Genomic DNA, 16,880 nt, shown 5'->3' with positions numbered 1-16,880 from the left:
CGCCGCCGGGGTGAACAGGGCCCTCTCGGCAAGGTCGGCGAACTGGTCGAGAGGGCTCTGCCGGCGGTGCCGGTCGGGCCGTGCGTGGAGTCGTCAGCCCTTGACCGAGGTCACGAAGGCCTTCCACGCGTCGGCGGGGAAAGCCAGGACCGGACCCTCGGGGACCTTGGAGTCGCGGACGGCGAGCGCCGTCACGACCGGGGACTTGACCTCGACGCACGCGCCGTTTCCTCCGGAGTAGGAGGACTTGGTCCAAGATTCCGTGGCGCCCTGAAGAATTGCCATGTCTGCTCCGATGGCGAGTGAGTGCGGTTTACGCCAATGACGCTTGATCTTTGGCGTGATCGACGCTACTCGCTGACCTCGCGGATCGGAGCAGCCATTCACCCGACCGGATGGCATATTCCAGCGACTCTTCCAGCAAGACCCGGCAGGGGTGTAGCATCCCGCCGCCTTCAGCGCGCGTACTCCTTCGCCACGTCCTCGATGAGCTGACGGGACTACTCCACGTTCAGCGCCTGGGCTCGCAGATGTTCGTACATCACCGTGTATTTCTGCACGTCCTGGGCCTTCTCCAGGTAGAGGTCGCTGGTGACGCCCTCGATGTACACGACGCTGGAGTCGGCCGCGTCGGCGAACTCCAGGATGGAGTACTGGCCGTTGATGCCGGGGTGCGCCCCGACGTCGAACGGCAGCACCTGCACGGTGATGTGCGGCAGCTGCGACATCTCGGCGACGTGCTCCAGCTGTTCGCGCATCACCTGCTTGCCGCCCACGACGCGGCGCAGGGACGCCTCGTCGAGAACCACCCACAGACGCAGCGGGTTGGCCTCGGCGGAGATGCGCTCCTGGCGCCGTATGCGGACCTGGACCCGTTTCTCGATGTCGGCGACCGATGTCTCGGGCAACGCGCCCTGGATCAGGGCCTCCGCGTACGGGCGGGTCTGCAACAGGCCGGTGATGATCTGGGGTTCGTACGTCCGCAGCGACTCCGCGTCGGTCTCCAGGCCGATGTAGACGCTGTACGGGATGTCTCCGAAGGCGTGCCACCAGCCCTGCTGGCGCGAGTCCTTGGCCATCTGCATCAGCGAGTCGACGATCCGCTGGTCCTCGACCTCGTACACCCCGCACAGGTCGCGGACGTCACGCTGGCTGATGCTGCGCCGGCCGTTCTCCAGACGGCTGATCTTCGACTGCGAGACCAGCAGCCGCTCCGCCACCTCCTCGGCCGTCATGCCCTTGAGCTCGCGGAGCCGGCGCAGCTCCTGGCCCAGCCGGCGCCGCCTGACGGTGGGATTGACATTGGACGCCACGGGACGTGCACCTCCGGCTGCGTGACTCATACCTGCCACTTTGCGTATCTGCTGCTGAGCAGACTGCCACCAAGGTGCTTTCTACCGCTGGGAAACGGTCGATATGCGCCGCGTACACGCCAGTTCGGGGTCGCACCCGCACACATGGCCGCGCGGGGCGGCGGGTCCGGCCCCGTCCGGGTGTGCCGGACGTACGGTCGGTCCCGCCGCCCCGCGCGGACCTGCGGCTCCCGTTACCGGGTCTCGGGGACTGTCGGTGCGGCGGTGCGTGGTCGTGCGTGCGTGGTGCGGTCCTGCGTGGTGCGGTCCTGCGTGTGGTGCCGGTGATGCGGCTCAGTGGACCACGGCACGCGCCATGGATCCGTGGCGCGGTTGCGCCGGAACACCGCGGGCGGGTTCCGGGGCGGGCCTCGCCCCCGGTCCGGCGGCCTGCCGGCCGGCCGGTGCCGGGCTGCGGCGCGGCTGGGCCGCCGCACCGTTCTGGACGTCCATCACCGCGTGCGCCACCAGGCCGCCCATAGGATCGTGCCGGATGAGGTCCCGCAGCCGGGACCGCGACGAGCGTCCTTCGTTGCCCGGGTAGAGGTGCTTGCCGAGTCCGACCGCGTGGGCCAGCGCGGCGAGCGCCGCGGTCCGCGGGTCCGGCGGTACGCCGGTGCGGATCGCCGAGTCCAGCCGGGCCTTGATCTCCCGGCTGATCGCCGTGTCCGTCGCCTGGTAGCGAGTCGTCGGCAGCACCCCGCACATCTGGCCCTCCACGGCATGCACCATGCCGCAGCGCTCCAGATGCGAGAGATAGGTCTGGCGCAGCCCCAGGCGGGGTCCGCCAATCCAGTTGACCGCCCGTACGGGAGCGCCACGCCTTCGCAGCAGCTCCAACGCGCAGTCGAGTGTTGGATCTCCAGTCGGCCGTGGGGCCACCACGGCGATACGATCCCCGTCTGGGGCTATCCGTCCGGCCAGCGCCAGCTCCACCAGCTGTGCTCCGGCCAGACCGAGGTCGAGCGACTGCGGCTGTGCGGTGGTACCCGTGGTCGGGTCCAGCGCCAGCAGCAGAAGCTCCTCCGGAAGTGTTCTGCGGCTCCTGCCCATCCATGCCTCCCCGCGTGGATGACAGACAGGGTGACCCCTCTCACATTGGTCTGTCGAGGGTGCGTGACCGGTTCGTAGTGGAACCAGTAGGTATGTCGTTCTCGTCTACCGCGTGGGTTCTACCCGTACACAGGACACTGGTACATGGTTCGGTAGCGCACACAGGACGTGCGGCGCATGGAGGAGGCATCGGTGGCGGGCGAGTCCCCCGACAGGTCGAAGCAGCGCGAGTCGTCGGAAGAACCGACGTCGGGGAGCGCGGGTCCGGTTCCCGAAGCCAGGACCGAGGCGAGCGAGACGCGTGATCCGCGGCTGGCGGTGGCGCGGGAGGCGTCCACCGGGTCCGCGAAGGCCGGCGGGGGCGTGGACACGGCCACCCGGGTGCTGTCGGTCCGCGATACGGAGACCGAGGCGGCGACGCCGGGCGCCGGCGAGACCGAGAACGAGACCGCGGCGGACGACGAGGCGGGGACCAGGCCCGAGGCCGAGGCGGACGCCGGCGCGGAGACCGAGCCCGAGGCGGACGCCAGGACCGGCGCCCAGCCTGAGGCCCCGGCGGACGCCGAGGCGGAGACCGAGCCCGAGGCGGACGCCAGGACCGGCGCCCAGTCTGAGGCCCCGGCGGACGCGGAGACGGAGCCGGAGGCGGACGCCGAGACCGGCGCCCAGCCTGAGGTCGCGGCTGGCGCCAAGCCTGAGGCGGGGGCCGGCACCGAGGCGGAAGCCAGGGCCGACGCCAGGCCCGACGCCGCGGCGGACGTTGACGCTGACGCCGAGCCCGTAGCCGTGGCCGATGCCGAGCCCGGCGCCAAGCCTGGGGCCGTGGCGGGGGCCAAGAGCGACGCCAGGCCCGAGGCCGCGGCCGACGCCGAGTCCGAGCCCGAGGCGGGAGCCAAGACCGAGGCCAGGCCCGAAGCCGATGCCGACGCCGAGTCCGGCGCCGGCGCCGTGGCGGACGGCGAGGACGGCGGCCGTCCCGAGGAGGCCGGTGCGACGAACCCGTCGGACACGTCCGGTGACGGCCGGCTCCGTGACGCCGTCGCGGCGTGGGTCGCGACCGCGGACGAGCGGGCCGCCGCGAACGCCCGGCACGAGGCCGCGGACGAGCCGGAGGACGCCGCGTCCCCCGAGGAGACCGCGCAGGACGCCGACGCGGCCCCCGACGGGCCCGAGGACGCCTCCGAGGAGCGCGCGGGCGACCGCGCCGACGCCGGGCCGGAACCCGACGCGGGCGAGAGGGCCGAGGCCGGCAAGGGCCCCGTCGACCAGCCCACCGCCGTCTTCAAGGCCGTACGGCCGCCCGCCGAGCCCTCCGTCGACCAGCCGACGACCATGCTGAAGCTGGGTGACGTCGGAAAGAAGGGCGGGAAGCCCGACAAGGCCGACAAGGCCGAGACCGAAGCCGAGCGCACCAGCAAGTTCGTCGCCCTGCGGCACCCGGACGACCCGGCGACCCGCAAGCCCCCTCGGCCCGCGCAGCCCGGCTCCGAGGCGCCCCGCGCGGCCTCCGCCGGGGCCACCGCGGCCGTGCCGCAGGTCGGTCCCGAGCGGACCACGCAGCAGCCGCTGCCTCCGAAGCCGCCGCTGGACCTGCTGGCGGAGCTGACGAACACCCCGCCGCCCCCGGAGACCCCGCTGCGGACGACCGTGCGCCGGGTCAAGATCTGGACCCCGCTGGTCCTGCTGCTGGTGATCGTGTTCGGGATCGTCCAGGCCGTGCGCCCGCTGCCCACACCCACGTTGCACCTCACCGCGCAGGAGACCGTCTCGTTCGAGGGCGGCAAGCCCTCCGTGCCCTGGCCCGGTCAGGGACAGGCGGCCATGGACGTCAACGGCATCGGCACCTTCGGCACGTCCGGCGACCAGAAGCCCGTACCGATCGCCAGCATCGCCAAGGTCATGACGGTGTACCTGATCCTGCGCGACCACCCGCTGAAGACGGGTGAGAAGGGTCCGAAGATCACCGTCGACGCGGCCGCGCAGAAGCACTACGAGACCGGCAAGGCCGAGAACGAGTCGGTGGTGAGGGTCTCCGAGGGCCAGAAGATCACCGAGTACGAGGCGCTGCAGGCGGTCATGCTGCCGTCCGCCAACAACATCGCCAAGCTGCTGGCCCGCTGGGACACCGGCAGCAGCTCCGAGGACGCGTTCGTCGCGAAGATGAACAAGACCGCCGAGGAGCTGGGGATGAAGAACACCACCTACACGGACCCCAGCGGCCTCGACAAGACGACCGTCTCCACCGCCGAGGACCTGGTGAAGCTGGGCCGCGCCGCGATGGAGAACCCGGTCTTCAAGGAGATCTCCAAGCAGCCCGGCTACGTCGACCTCAACGGCGACGAGCAGAAGAACTTCTTCGGGCTCGTCCCGACCGTGGCCATCGGCATCAAGACCGGCACCACCACCGCGGCCGGCGGCAACATCCTCTTCGCCGCGGAGAAGAACGTCGGCGGCAAGACCCAGACGATCATCGGCGCGGCCCTCGGCCAGTACGGGCAGAACGGCGTCGCCAACATCGACGAGGTCACCGGCGTCGTGCGCAAGCTGATCGAAACGGGGCAGGACGCCCTCACCTCGAAGACCATCGTGAAGAAGGGCGATGTCGTCGGGCAGGTCGACGACGGTCTGGGCGGCACCACGCCCGTGGTCGCCACCAGGGACGTCTCCGCCGTCGGCTGGTCCGGCCTGACCGTGAAGCTGAAGCTCGAGAGCCGCAGCGACGGGTCGGTGCCGCACACGGCGAAGGCCGGCACCGAGGTCGGCACGCTCATCGTCGGCGACGGCAGCAGCAGTGAGGCCGTCGAGGTCCCGGTCGCCCTCCAGGACGACCTGGCGGAGCCCGGTCTCACGGCCAGGCTGACCCGGCTCGGCTGACACCGGGCAGGACAGGACAGCACACACCCCGCACCCCGTCCGGCAGCTGCTGGGCGGGGTGCGTGCTAGCGTCACGAAACGGGGCAGGTCGCCGGGTCGCGGGAACGCGGCCGTGAAGAGTACGGACGGACGCGGCCGAAAGCAGAAGACGGGACACGGGGAGTGCCTTCAGGTGGCCACTGCGGAGCCGACACGCGCCGACGACGCCGATCCGGGCCCTGGTGCGGGCCCGCGACCACACGTACCCGCGCCCCGCAAGGACGGCGGGGACGGCGGGCGGGCCGGTACCGTCCCGGCGGACGGCGGCCGTGAACCACACCGTGCCGGGCCGGAGCCTGCCGAGCCGGAAGCGCCGTCCGCGGTGAAGGGCGCCTTCCTGGCCGTGCGCGAGCGCATGCTGCGTCACCCCGTGCTGTCCGTCACCGCCCTCGCCGGGGTCCTCCACATCGTCTGGTTCTTCACCTTCGCGAACAGTGGCGGCGACCTCGCGGCGCAGGACGCGTGGGCGGAGTTCGTCGGCCGGCACCCGGCCTCGGCGTACAACCTCGCCTGGTACGGCGGCATGCACCCGGTGTCGTACAGCGTGGTGTCGCCGTATCTGATGTCGGTGCTCGGCGTCCGGACCACGATGATGATCGCGGGGACGCTGTCGGCCGGGCTGCTGACGTTGATCCTGATCCGCAGCCGGGTGGTCCGCAATCCGCTGTGGGCGTCGCTGGCGGGCCTGTTCGGGCTGCTGGGCAACGCGGTGTCGGGGCGGGTGACGTTCGGTCTGGGCACGATGTTCGCGCTGGGCGCGGTGGCCACGGTGTTCTGCTGGCCGCACCGCTGGCGCCACGAGCGCTGGGCGAAGGCCCTGTGCGCGGCGCCGCTGGCCGCGCTGTCCACGATGTCCTCGCCGGTCTCGGGCCTGTTCGTGGGTCTGGTGGCGGTGGCGCTGTTCCTGCAGAAGCGCCGTCCGGGCGCCTGGGCGCTGGGGCTGGCACCGGCCGCGGTGGTCGCGCTGTCGGCCTGGCTGTTCCCCTTCTCCGGCACCCAGCCCATGGGCTTCGGCTCGACCGTGCTGCCGTTGCTGTACGCGGGTTTCGTCTTCGCGTTCGTGCCGAGCACCTGGAAGACCGTGCGGATCACGTCGGCGGTCTACGGGCTGTCGGTGCTCCTCGTCTGGGTGATCAGCTCCCAGATCGGCTCCAACATCACGCGCCTGTCGATGCTCTTCGCCGGGGTGGCGCTGGTGGCCGCGCTGCCGTTCACGGTGCCGCGCACGCGCAAGTGGTACGCGCTCGTGGTCGCGCTCGCCGGCTTCGTCGGCTGGATCGGCTTCAAGTCGGCCGACGACGCCGTCCACACCACGCCCGCCGCCTCCTGGGCGCGTGAGCTGGCGCCGCTGCTGAACGAGCTGCAGGAGGTCGGCGCCGAGAAGGGCCGCGTGGAGGCCGTACCCGCCCGCTCCCACCGTGAGGCCTCGGCTCTCGCCCCGTACGTGAACCTGGCCCGCGGCTGGACCCGCCAGGCCGACATGGAGCGCAACCCGCTCTTCTACGACGACACGCTCAACTCGGCGAACTACCACGAGTGGCTGCAGCGCTGGGCCGTGCACTACGTGGTGCTGCCCAAGGACGAACCGGACGGCGACGGCGGCAAGCGCGAGCGGGAGCTGTTGCAGCGGGGGCTGCCGTACCTCAAGCAGGTCTGGGGGGACGCCAACTGGCAGCTGTTCCAGGTGACCGACCCGACGCCGCTGGCGGAGCCGAACGCGGTCGTCCAGCGGGCCGAGCAGGACGAGTGGGTGATCGACGTCCGGCGGCCCGGCCCCGTCCTGGTCCGGATGCCGTACTCGCCGTGGCTGAGTCTCGTGGACGCCGAAGGCAAGAAGCTCAAGCCGCCGCAGGAGACGGAGGCCTCCAAGGACCGTCCCGAGGGCTCGCCGAAGGCGTTCGAGAACGTCAACGGCTGCCTGACGGAGACGGAGGAGACCGTCGACGGCGACAAGTGGACGGTGCTGATCGCCCCCGAGGCGGGCACCTACCGGCTGGCGGCACCGTACGGGCTCTCGCGCGGCACCCCCTGTCCGGACGAGATGAAGGACGAGCTCAAGGACCAGCTCGCGGATCAGCTCGAGGACGAGCTGAAGTTCGCGCCCCAGTAGCTTCCGAAGCAGCGTCCGAGCAGGGCAGACGGCCGGGAACCCGATCCACGGGTCCCGGCCGACGCATCTCTCCGGCGTTCATGTCCGTGAACTGAGGTCAGCAAGCCGAACCTTTTTACTCGCTCTTGACCCTCCGCTTCCTTGTCGTGCCCGCGCCGACGCAACCACGATGAGCGGGCACTTCGCCGCGCGCCTCGCCCTCATTCCGCTCTTGCGAAGTGCCAACCAGCTGAGCGGAGTTCACAAGGCGGACCCCGGAAGGGGGCACATGAACGGTCTCGACTGGTCCGTGCTGATCGGCTACTTCGCCGTGATGGTGGCGATCGGTGTCTGGTCGCACAAACGCGTGGACAACGTCAGCGACTTCTTCACGGCCGGCGGCAAGATGCCCTGGTGGCTGTCCGGCATCTCGCACCACATGTCGGGTTACAGCGCGGTGATGTTCACCGGGTACGCGGGCATCGCCTACACCTACGGCGTCACGTCCTTCGTCACCTGGTCGTTCCCCATCGCCCTGGGCATCGCCGTCGGGTCGAAGCTGTTCGCGCCGCGCATCAACCGGCTGCGCTCACGGCTCCACGTGGCCTCTCCGCTGGAGTACCTGAAGAACCGCTACAACCTGCCGACCCAGCAGGCCCTGGCCTGGTCCGGCATGCTGCTGAAGATCGTGGACGTGGCCGCGAAGTGGGCGGCCATCGCCACCCTGCTGTCGGTCTTCACCGGCATCTCCCTCAACCAGGGCATCCTGATCACCGGCGTCGTCACCGGCATCTACTGCACGATCGGCGGCCTGTGGGCCGACGCGCTGACGGAGCTCGGCCAGTTCATCATCCAACTGATGGCCGGCATCGCGATGTTCGTGGCCGTCGTCATGAAACTCGGTGACCACGGCGGCTTCTTCGGCGTCTGGGACGAGCCCGCCCTCCAGGGCCACGGCAAGCCGCTGGTCGGCCCGTACGGGACGGTGTTCCTGCTCGCCTTCCTCTTCATCAAGCTCTTCGAGTACAACGGCGGCATGCTCAACCAGGCCCAGCGCTACATGGCCACGAGCAACGCCCGCGAGGCCGCGCGGTCGGCGCGGCTGTCGGCGGTGCTGTGGCTGGTCTGGCCGGTGGTGCTGTTCTTCCCGATGTGGATGTCGCCGCTGCTGGTGGAGTCGCAGAAGCCGGACGGCTCCGACTCCTACGGCCTGATGACCGAACAGCTCCTGCCGCACGGACTGCTGGGCCTGGTCATCGTCGGCTTCTTCTCGCACACCATGGCCATGTGCTCGTCGGACGCCAACGCCATCGCGGCCGTGTTCACCCGCGACGTGGCACCGGTCGTGTCGGCGCGGGCACGGGCCTGGGGCGAGCGGTCCGGGCTGGTCGCGGCGCGGGTGACGACGGTCGTCTTCCTCGCCCTGTCCATGGCGGTGGCCACGCAGGTCAACTCGCCGACGTTCAAGGACATCATCACCGTCGTCATCAAGTGGGTGGCCGGTCTGATGGGCCCGATCGCGATCCCGATGATGCTCGGCCTGCTGCGGCCCTTCCGCCGCTCGGGACCGACGGCCGCGCTCACCAGCTGGGCGGCCGGCCTGCTCGCCTTCTGGCTGGTCAACTACCCGATCAACTGGAGCGTCGAGGGCGGGGTGCCCCTGGAGTACCAGGTGTCCGTCCCGCTGGCGGTCTCCCTGGTCCTCTACGTCCTCATCGGCTACCTGAAGCCGGAGGACACCCCGGAGCGGCTCGCGATCATCGAGCGGCTCAACACGGACGGGGACGACGACGCCTCCGGAGCGGCGGCGGCCGTCCCGGCGCCCGCCGGAGACCGGGGCGACGCGGTGGGGCGGACCCGGGTGAAGGACTAGGTCGTGTCCGCGAAGTCCCTCCGTACGCCCGGAGGGCGGGCCCCGCGGCGCCCGGTGCGTGCTCTCGGCGTGCCGGGCGCAGTCCCTCGCACCGGGTGTCCTCGGGACTTCGCCCGGTGCGCGAGAGCACGTGCCAGCAGGCGTCGCGGGCCAGGAGGGACTCCGCGGACACGGCCCAGCGCCCGCTCACGCCCTGGGGTACCTCGCCAGCCAGCCCGGGGACGAGCCCGCCGGTCCGTGCAGTGCGGGCCCCTGAGTCATCTCCATGGCGAAGTCGTCGGCCAGTTCCAGGATCGTCGGACGGCCCTCCAGCTCGGCCAGCCAGGCCGGCGGGAGGGCCGTCTCGCCGTGCAGGGCACCGAGCAGGCCGCCCGTCAGCGCGCCGGTCGCGGCGGAGGGGCCGCCGTGGCCGACGGCCAGCCGCAGCCCGTGCCGTACGTCCTCGGCGACGAGGGCGCAGTACACGGCGGCGGCGACCAGACCCTCCGCCGTGCCCTCGCCGGCCAGCTCGGCCACCCGCGCCGGCGTCGGAAGCCCCTGCCGCACCGCGCCCAGCGCGTGCTGCAACGCCTCCGCCACCGGCTCGTGCCCGGGCCGGACGGCCAGCAGCGCGAGCGCCCGCTGCACGGCCGCGTCCAGGCTCTCCCCCCGCGCCAGTCCGTGCACGGCCACGGCGTACGCGCCCGCCGCGAGGTTTCCGGTGGGGTGGCCGTGGGTCTGCGCCGCGCACTCCACGGCGAGCTGGGCGACGAGTTGCGGCTCCCAGCCGACCAGCAGCCCGAACGGCGCCGACCGGGCGGCTGCCTCGGGCCCGCGCTCCCCGGGGTTCTTGGGCGCCTCGGGGGTCCCCATCGTGTCGTCGCCGAGCCCGAGCAGCAGGGCGCGCGTGGGGGCCCTGCGGGCGTACAGCCACTCCTCGCGGGCCAGCCACCCGTCGTCCTTGCGCCGCTCGTCGGGCCCCCAGTCCCGCTGGGTCGCGGACCAGCGCCGGTACGCCCGGTGGAGGTCGGTCGGCGGATGCCAGGCCCCGGTGTCGCGCCGTACCTGGGCGCGGATCAGCCCGTCGACGGAGAACAGGGTGAGCTGGGTGAGGTGGGTGACGGCACCGCGCCGCCCGTAGGCGGGGGCGAGATCGGCCGGTCCCTCGGGTCCGTGCGCCTCGCGGACGGCGGCGAGGTCCATCCCGTCGACGGGCGCCCCGAAGGCGTCCCCGACGGCCACGCCCAGCAACGTTCCGCGCACCCGGCTCCGGAAGTCCTGCTGCTCGGCACGACCCCACACGGCAGCACCGCCCGTCGCGCCCACCTGACCTCCCGCGGCATCGCCCCTACGTACGACGCGAGCACTGTAATCGAACGGGCGTGGTCGATTCAGGGCCCGGAATGGGGCGAAAGCATGGCCTGACCGGTCAGATGGGTACAGCCGTCGGCCGTACCGGGTGAGGTCGCACACGTACGGCATCCACCGGCACGATCACGACGCCCGGCCGACGCCCGTGGTTCACGGCCGGTTGCCCCGCCGCCCGTCCGGGCGCAGAACGATCCGGGCCATGACCCAGAAGACACGCGTCGTCGTGGCGGGCGCGCTGAAGGCGGAGCTGCTCGTCGGATGAGCGCCGGGCCCGCGGGGAATGAGGTGGGCATGACCACCACCACTTCGCGGGCCCTGCCCCTGGCCGCGGCCCTCCTCACCGGCACCGTCGCCCTCTACATGGCGCTGGTCGCCTTCGGGAACATCACCGACTTCGGGACGAACCAGGCGTTCGTCCAGCATGTGCTCGCCATGGACACCACTTTCAAGGACGACGACCTGATGTGGCGGGCCGTCACCAGCGAGGGACTACAGAACGCGGCGTACGTGGCGATCATCGTCTGGGAGACGGTGGCCGCGCTCGTGCTCGTCGCCGGTACCTGGTTCTGGTTCCGGCGGGACCGTGCGAGGGCCCGCCGGATCTCGACCCTCGGCCTGCTGATGGTGATGCTGCTCTTCGGCGTCGGCTTCATCGGCATCGGCGGGGAGTGGTTCGCGATGTGGCAGTCGGACACCTGGAACGGACTGGACGCGGCCACGCGGATCTTCCTGCTCAGCGGCGTCGTGCTGATCGTCACGCACCTGCCGCTGGAGCGGGCCGGCACTACGGGACGACCGTGACCTTCGTGCCGGCCGTCGCGAACGTCCAGACGGCCTGGCCGTCCGCCTTGTGCAGCCGGATGCCACCGGTCTTCGTCCCCGGGACGGGCGGCGGGGGCGAGGAGCCGTCGACCGCGTTGGAGAAGGCGACCGAGACGCCGTCCTCCAGGGCGAAGTAGACGATCTGCTCGATCCGCACGCCGTCGGAGCCGGTCGTGGCGCCCTCGGTGCGGGTCCCGACCGTGTAGGCGCCGGGCTCGGGGCTGACCGTGCCGGGCCACACGGTGAACGTCCGGCGGGAGGCGTCGCTCGCGTCGACCAGCCAGACCCGCTTCTGGCCGAGGGAGTAGACGATGCGCCGCCCGGTGCCGGAGCCTTCCGGCACCGGGGCCGGTGCCGTCTCCTTCGGCGTGGGGGACGCCTCCGCCGTGGCCGACGGGTTCGGCTCGGCCACGGTGGCGGTGGGGTGCGGGCCCCGGTCCGCCTGCACGGTCAGGACGCCGACCCCCGCTATCGCTCCCACGGTCAGACCGGAGACCCAGGCCCACGAGGGAAGTCGGGCAGGCACGGGCACGCATCTCCTCAGCTACGAGAACCCCGACACACCGGGGGTCCGATCATCGTACTGTGAGCGGCCCGTGCCTCGGTCCGGAGGCGGTCGGTCCGGCGGCGGTCAGTCCAGCACCGGCAGCAGCTCCGGCAGGTGTCCGTCCGAGGCCGTCGCCGCCCGCTGCCGCTCCTCGGGGACCTCGCCGTACAGCGTGGTGCGGGGCCTGGCCGGACGGCCGGCCGCGTCGGCGACGGCGATCAGGTCCTTGACCGACTTGTAGGAGCCGTACGACGAGCCCGCCATGCGGGAGATCGTCTCCTCCATGAGCGTGCCGCCGAGGTCGTTGGCGCCGGAGCGGAGCATCTGGGCCGCACCCTCGGTGCCCAGTTTCACCCAGCTTGTCTGGATGTTGGGGATGTGCGGGTGCAGCAGGAGACGGGCCATCGCGGTGACCGCCCGGTTGTCCCGCAGGGTGGGACCGGGCCGGGCGATGCCCGCCAGGTACACCGGCGCGTTCGTGTGGATGAAGGGCAGCGTCACGAACTCCGTGAAGCCGCCCGTGCGCTGCTGGATGCCGGCGAGGGTGCGCAGGTGGCCGAGCCAGTGGCGGGGCTGGTCGACGTGGCCGTACATCATCGTGGAGCTCGACCGGATGCCCAGTTCGTGGGCCGTCTCGACGACCTCGATCCAGGTCGCCGTGGGCAGCTTGCCCTTGGTCAGGATCCAGCGGACCTCGTCGTCGAGGATCTCCGCCGCCGTGCCGGGGATGGAGTCGAGGCCCGCCTCCTTCGCCGCGCTCAGCCACTCGCGGATCGACATGCCGGTGCGGGTGGCGCCGTTGACGACCTCCATCGGCGAGAAGGCGTGCACGTGCATGCCGGGGACGCGGGCCTTGACCGCCTTGGCGATGTCGAAGTACGCCGTGCCCGGCAGGTCGGGGTGGATGCCGCCCTGCATGCAGACCTCGACCGCGCCGACCTCCCACGCCTGCTGGGCGCGGTCGGCGACCTGGTCGAGGGAGAGCGTGTACGCGTCGGCGTCGGTGCGGCGCTGCGCGAAGGCGCAGAAACGGCAGCCGGTGTAGCAGACGTTGGTGAAGTTGATGTTGCGGGTGACGATGTAGGTGACGTCGTCGCCCACCGCCGACTTGCGGACGTCGTCGGCCACCTTGCACAGGGCGTCCAGCGCCGGGCCGTCGGCGTGCAGCAGGGCGAGGGCCTCGTCGTCCGTGAGTTTCGTCGGGTCGTCGGCGGCCGTCGCCAGCGCCTGGCGCACGTCGGTGTCGATGCGCTCCGGTGCCATGCCGGGCGCCGCCGCCTCGCGCAGGGCGTCCCAGTCGCCGTACACCTCGTCGAAGTCGTCGCGGCGGTCCGAGGTGCGGCCGTCGGTGTCGATGGTGCGGTGCAGGTCGGTGCGGCCGGACGCCTCGAAGACCTCCTCGGGCTCCTGCCACGGCCGGCCCTGAACCGTCGCGTCCTCGCGCGCGAGACCGGTGTCGGGGTCGGCGAGCGCGGCCACGTGCGGCAGCAGGCGCGGGTCCAGCCAGGGCTCGCCGCGCCGGACGAACTCGGGGTAGACGCAGAGCCGTTCGCGCAGCTCGAAGCCGGCCGTGCGGGACTTGGCGGCCAGCTCCTCGATCTGCGGCCAGGGACGCTCGGGATTGACGTGGTCGATGGTGAGCGGGGAGACCCCGCCCCAGTCGTCGATGCCGGCCCCGATCAGGCGCTCGTACTCCGCGTCCACCAGGTTGGGCGGGGCCTGGAGGCAGGCGGAGGGACCCATGATGTGCCGGGCGACGGCCACCGTGGCGACCAGCTCGTCCAGCTCCGCGTCCGGCATGCCGCGCATCGCGGTGTCCGGCTTGGCGCGGAAGTTCTGGATGATCAGCTCCTGGATGCCGTGGTAGGCGCGGGAGACCTTGCGCAGCGCGAAGAGGGACTGAGCGCGCTCCTCGTACGTCTCCCCGATGCCGATGAGGAGACCGGAGGTGAAGGGGACCGAGGAACGGCCGGCGTCCTCCAGGACGCGCAGCCGGACGGCCGGTTCCTTGTCCGGGGAGCCGTAATGGGGGCCGCCGGGCTCGGACCACAGGCGGGTGGCGGTGGTCTCCAGCATCATGCCCATGGAGGGCGCGACCGGCTTGAGGCGCTGGAAGTCCGTCCACGTCATGACGCCCGGGTTGAGGTGCGGGAGCAGTCCCGTCTCCTCCAGGATCCGGATGGAGATCGCCCGGACGTAGGCGATCGTGTCGTCGTAACCGTGCGCGTCGAGCCACTCGCGCGCCTCGGGCCAGCGGTCCTCGGGCTTGTCACCGAGGGTGATCAGCGCTTCCTTGCAGCCGAGGGCGGCGCCCTTGCGGGCGATGTCCAGCACCTCGTCCGGCGACATGAACATCCCGTGCCCCTCTCGGCGCAGCTTGCCGGGGACGGTGACGAAGGTGCAGTAGTGGCACTTGTCCCGGCACAGCCGGGTCAGCGGGATGAACACGCTCTTCGAGTACGTGATGACGCCGGGGCGCCCGGCGGCCTCCAGGCCGGCGTCCCGCACCCGGGCGGCGGACGCGGTGAGGGCGTCGAGGTGCTCGCCGCGGGCCTGGAGCAGCACCGCGGCCTCGGAGACGTCGAGGGCGACACCGTCCCGGGCGCGTTTGAGGGCGCGACGCATGGAGTTCTCGGTGGGACCGGTCGCACCGGCGGGGTCTGCGGGTCCGGTTCCGGAGGTCGCGGAAGTCGTCATCCTTCGAGCATACGAGCGGCGTGATCGGGACGCGGTGCGCCGTCCGCTCCCCCACCGGCCGGTTTCCGGCCCTCCATCCGCCGACCCCCTTTCCTTGCCCGGGAGTTCACGGCTCAATACGAGGGTTGCACGCACCACCCCCGCACCACCCGTGCCATGTCACCCACGACACCTGGGGAGAGCAGCATGTGCGAGGACGACCACGCCGGGATCGGCAGACGCGCGGTGTTCGTGACCGGAGCCGCCGCCGCGCTTACGTTGGGGACCGTGAGCTTCGCTTCGGCAGCGGGCGGACCGGACCCGCGGACGAGAACCGTACGCGGCACCCTTCCCCCCGGATCCCCCGACTTCGTGTACGTCCCGGTCGAAGTCCCGCCGGGCGTGCGGGAGATCAGGGTCTCCTACACCTACGACCGGCCTGCCGTCCCCGCCGGGACGCCGGGCAACGCCCTCGACATCGGCGTCTTCGACGAGCGCGGCACCGAGCTGGGCGGCCGGGGTTTCCGGGGCTGGTCGGGCGGGGCCCGCACGGAGTTCTTCGTCCGCGCGGACGACGCCACGCCCGGCTACCTCCCGGGGCCGGTGCGGCCGGGCACCTGGCACATCGCGCTCGGCCCGTACACGGTCGCGCCGCAGGGACTGTCGTACGAGCTGACGATCACGCTGACGTACGGGGAACCGGGCGAGACCGCACGGCCGACGTACCCGCCGTCGCGGGCCAAGGGCCGGGGCCGCGCCTGGTACCGGGGCGACTGCCACCTGCACTCCGTGTACTCCGACGGCCGCCGCTCCCTCGCCGAGATCGCGGCGCTCGCGCGGGCGGCGGGGCTGGACTTCATCAACTCCTCCGAGCACAACACGCACTCGGCGCACGCGCACTGGGCGGACCTGGCCGGCGACGACCTGCTGGTCATGCTGGGCGAGGAGGTGACGACGCGGAACGGGCACGTGGTCGCCCTCGGCACCGACCCCGGCACCTTCGTCGACTGGCGCTACCGGGCCCGCGACAACCGCTTCGGCCGGTTCGCGCGGCAGATCCGCCGCGCCGGCGGCCTGGTCGTCCCGGCCCACCCGCACGCCACCTGCATCGGCTGCAACTGGAAGTTCGGCTTCGGGGAGGCCGACGCGGTCGAGGTGTGGAACGGGCCCTACACGCCCGACGACGAGGTGGCGCTGGCCGACTGGGACGGCATGCTGATCGCCTCGGTGCGGGACGGCCGCGGCTGGATCCCGGCCATGGGCAGCAGCGACGCCCACCGGGACCCGGACGTCATCGGGCTCCCGCAGACCGTCGTCCTCGCCGACGACCTGACCCGGGAGGCGATCCAGGAGGGCATCCGGGCGGGGCGGTCGTACGTCGCCGAGTCGGCGAAGCTGTCGCTCGCCCTCACCGCGTCGGGCGGGCGCGGCGAGCACGCAGGCATCGGCGAACGGCTCCCCGTCGACCCGGACACCCCGGTCACCGTCCGCCTGGAGGTGACGGGCGCCCCGCGCTGCACGGTCCGGTTCGTCACGGACCAGGGCGTGCTGTTCACCAGCGCACCGCTGCCGGTGTCCGGCACGGGCACGGTGGAGTGGCGGACGACGGCGTCCTACGCGGCGTACGTACGGGCGGAACTACGGCACGAGGCCGCCGCGGGTCCCCTGCCGGGGGCACTGGCGGCATTCACCAACCCGGTGTTCCTGGGCCGGCGTTAGGTTCCGCCGCCTCCTCCGCCGCCTCCTCCGCCGGCTGCCACGGCCCCGGGCCCGGCTGTCGGCGGAGGAGCAGGCGGCCTCCCTGTTACGGCGCGGTGACAGTTCGTTCATCGATCCAGGTCAATCGAGCCGGAAACTTGGCGCATCGCGCCCGCTGCCGGGGGCCGGACCGGACACCGGAACGGAAAGGCAGCCCGGGCCGTCTCTCGCTCGCACCACTCACGCTCGTGTCATCCCTGGGGGGATCACCATGTCTGCTGCGCTCTCGCGCCCCCGCGTCGTCCTGCGTGCCGCCGTCGCCACCGCCGCTCTGGCGGGCGCCCTGTGCGTTCCCACCGTCGCCTTCGCCACCGACCACGGCGGCGCCACCGGGTCGTCGGACTGCACGGTGACGAAGACGATCGACGCCACCTTCGGCGGCTGGACCGTCGACATGACCAACAGCCCCGACGGACCGACCGCCACCCTCAAGGACGACACCGGCAA

Annotated in this window: 12 protein-coding genes; 6 read left to right on the top strand and 6 right to left on the bottom strand. The window is 71.9% G+C overall.

All coding sequences use genetic code 11. The features are described from left to right. Nucleotides 1-93 precede the first annotated feature (93 nt). From IEZ05_RS28745 to IEZ05_RS28735, 3 genes are all read right to left on the bottom strand, one after another. On the bottom strand, nucleotides 94-285 hold the full coding sequence (locus IEZ05_RS28745; protein ID WP_189233186.1) for a DUF397 domain-containing protein: 192 nt from the start codon (nucleotides 283-285) through the stop codon (nucleotides 94-96). A gap of 215 nt (nucleotides 286-500) precedes the next feature. Beyond that, a complete protein-coding gene (locus IEZ05_RS28740; RefSeq protein ID WP_189233185.1) occupies nucleotides 501-1,313 on the bottom strand; it encodes a helix-turn-helix domain-containing protein in 813 nt (270 codons plus the stop codon). Between the two features lie 333 nt (nucleotides 1,314-1,646). Then, nucleotides 1,647-2,405: a GOLPH3/VPS74 family protein gene (locus IEZ05_RS28735; protein ID WP_189233184.1), complete on the bottom strand. Its 759-nt coding sequence runs from the start codon at nucleotides 2,403-2,405 to the stop codon at nucleotides 1,647-1,649. A gap of 177 nt (nucleotides 2,406-2,582) precedes the next feature. Between IEZ05_RS28735 and IEZ05_RS28730 the strand changes: the two genes are divergently transcribed. The 3 genes from IEZ05_RS28730 (at nucleotide 2,583) to IEZ05_RS28720 (ending at nucleotide 9,280) form a co-directional block, all read left to right on the top strand. Continuing rightward, nucleotides 2,583-5,279, top strand: a complete 2,697-nt coding sequence (locus IEZ05_RS28730; protein ID WP_229869904.1) for a D-alanyl-D-alanine carboxypeptidase — start codon at nucleotides 2,583-2,585, stop codon at nucleotides 5,277-5,279. A 361-nt stretch (nucleotides 5,280-5,640) separates the two neighbouring features. Beyond that, nucleotides 5,641-7,428, top strand: coding sequence for an MFS transporter (locus IEZ05_RS28725; RefSeq protein ID WP_373298864.1), 1,788 nt, complete (start codon nucleotides 5,641-5,643; stop codon nucleotides 7,426-7,428). 268 nt (nucleotides 7,429-7,696) lie between these two features. Continuing rightward, the gene (locus IEZ05_RS28720; protein WP_189233183.1) at nucleotides 7,697-9,280 is read left to right on the top strand and encodes a sodium:solute symporter family protein; all 1,584 of its coding nucleotides are present in this window, start codon (nucleotides 7,697-7,699) and stop codon (nucleotides 9,278-9,280) included. Nucleotides 9,281-9,466: 186 nt separating this feature from the next. Here IEZ05_RS28720 and IEZ05_RS28715 read toward each other — a convergent pair whose 3' ends face one another. Next, nucleotides 9,467-10,585, bottom strand: coding sequence for an ADP-ribosylglycohydrolase family protein (locus tag IEZ05_RS28715; protein WP_189233182.1), 1,119 nt, complete (start codon nucleotides 10,583-10,585; stop codon nucleotides 9,467-9,469). A gap of 336 nt (nucleotides 10,586-10,921) precedes the next feature. On the opposite strand from IEZ05_RS28715, the gene IEZ05_RS28710 reads away from it, so the two are divergent. Then, the gene (locus tag IEZ05_RS28710; protein WP_189233181.1) at nucleotides 10,922-11,431 is read left to right on the top strand and encodes a DUF2165 domain-containing protein; all 510 of its coding nucleotides are present in this window, start codon (nucleotides 10,922-10,924) and stop codon (nucleotides 11,429-11,431) included. On the opposite strand, the gene IEZ05_RS28705 is transcribed toward IEZ05_RS28710, so the two are convergent. Together IEZ05_RS28705 and IEZ05_RS28700 are read right to left on the bottom strand one after the other, a co-directional pair. Next, nucleotides 11,415-11,978, bottom strand: a complete 564-nt coding sequence (locus IEZ05_RS28705) for a hypothetical protein (RefSeq protein WP_189233180.1) — start codon at nucleotides 11,976-11,978, stop codon at nucleotides 11,415-11,417. The genes IEZ05_RS28710 and IEZ05_RS28705 overlap by 17 nt on opposite strands. Nucleotides 11,979-12,083: 105 nt before the next feature. Continuing rightward, on the bottom strand, nucleotides 12,084-14,696 hold the full coding sequence (locus IEZ05_RS28700; RefSeq protein WP_189233179.1) for a bifunctional FO biosynthesis protein CofGH: 2,613 nt from the start codon (nucleotides 14,694-14,696) through the stop codon (nucleotides 12,084-12,086). Nucleotides 14,697-14,882: 186 nt separating this feature from the next. Between IEZ05_RS28700 and IEZ05_RS28695 the strand changes: the two genes are divergently transcribed. Then, nucleotides 14,883-16,394, top strand: coding sequence for a CehA/McbA family metallohydrolase (locus IEZ05_RS28695; protein WP_189233178.1), 1,512 nt, complete (start codon nucleotides 14,883-14,885; stop codon nucleotides 16,392-16,394). A 250-nt stretch (nucleotides 16,395-16,644) separates the two neighbouring features. Beyond that, nucleotides 16,645-16,880: hypothetical protein (locus IEZ05_RS28690; protein WP_189233177.1), on the top strand; the 236-nt coding region annotated here is incomplete at its 3' end.

Source organism: Streptomyces flaveolus, from assembly GCF_014648815.1.
In the GTDB taxonomy this organism is placed as follows: Bacteria; Actinomycetota; Actinomycetes; order Streptomycetales; family Streptomycetaceae; genus Streptomyces; species Streptomyces flaveolus.
The sequence above is the reverse complement of the archived record's forward strand: the minus strand, read 5'-3'. Positions and strand labels throughout refer to the sequence as shown.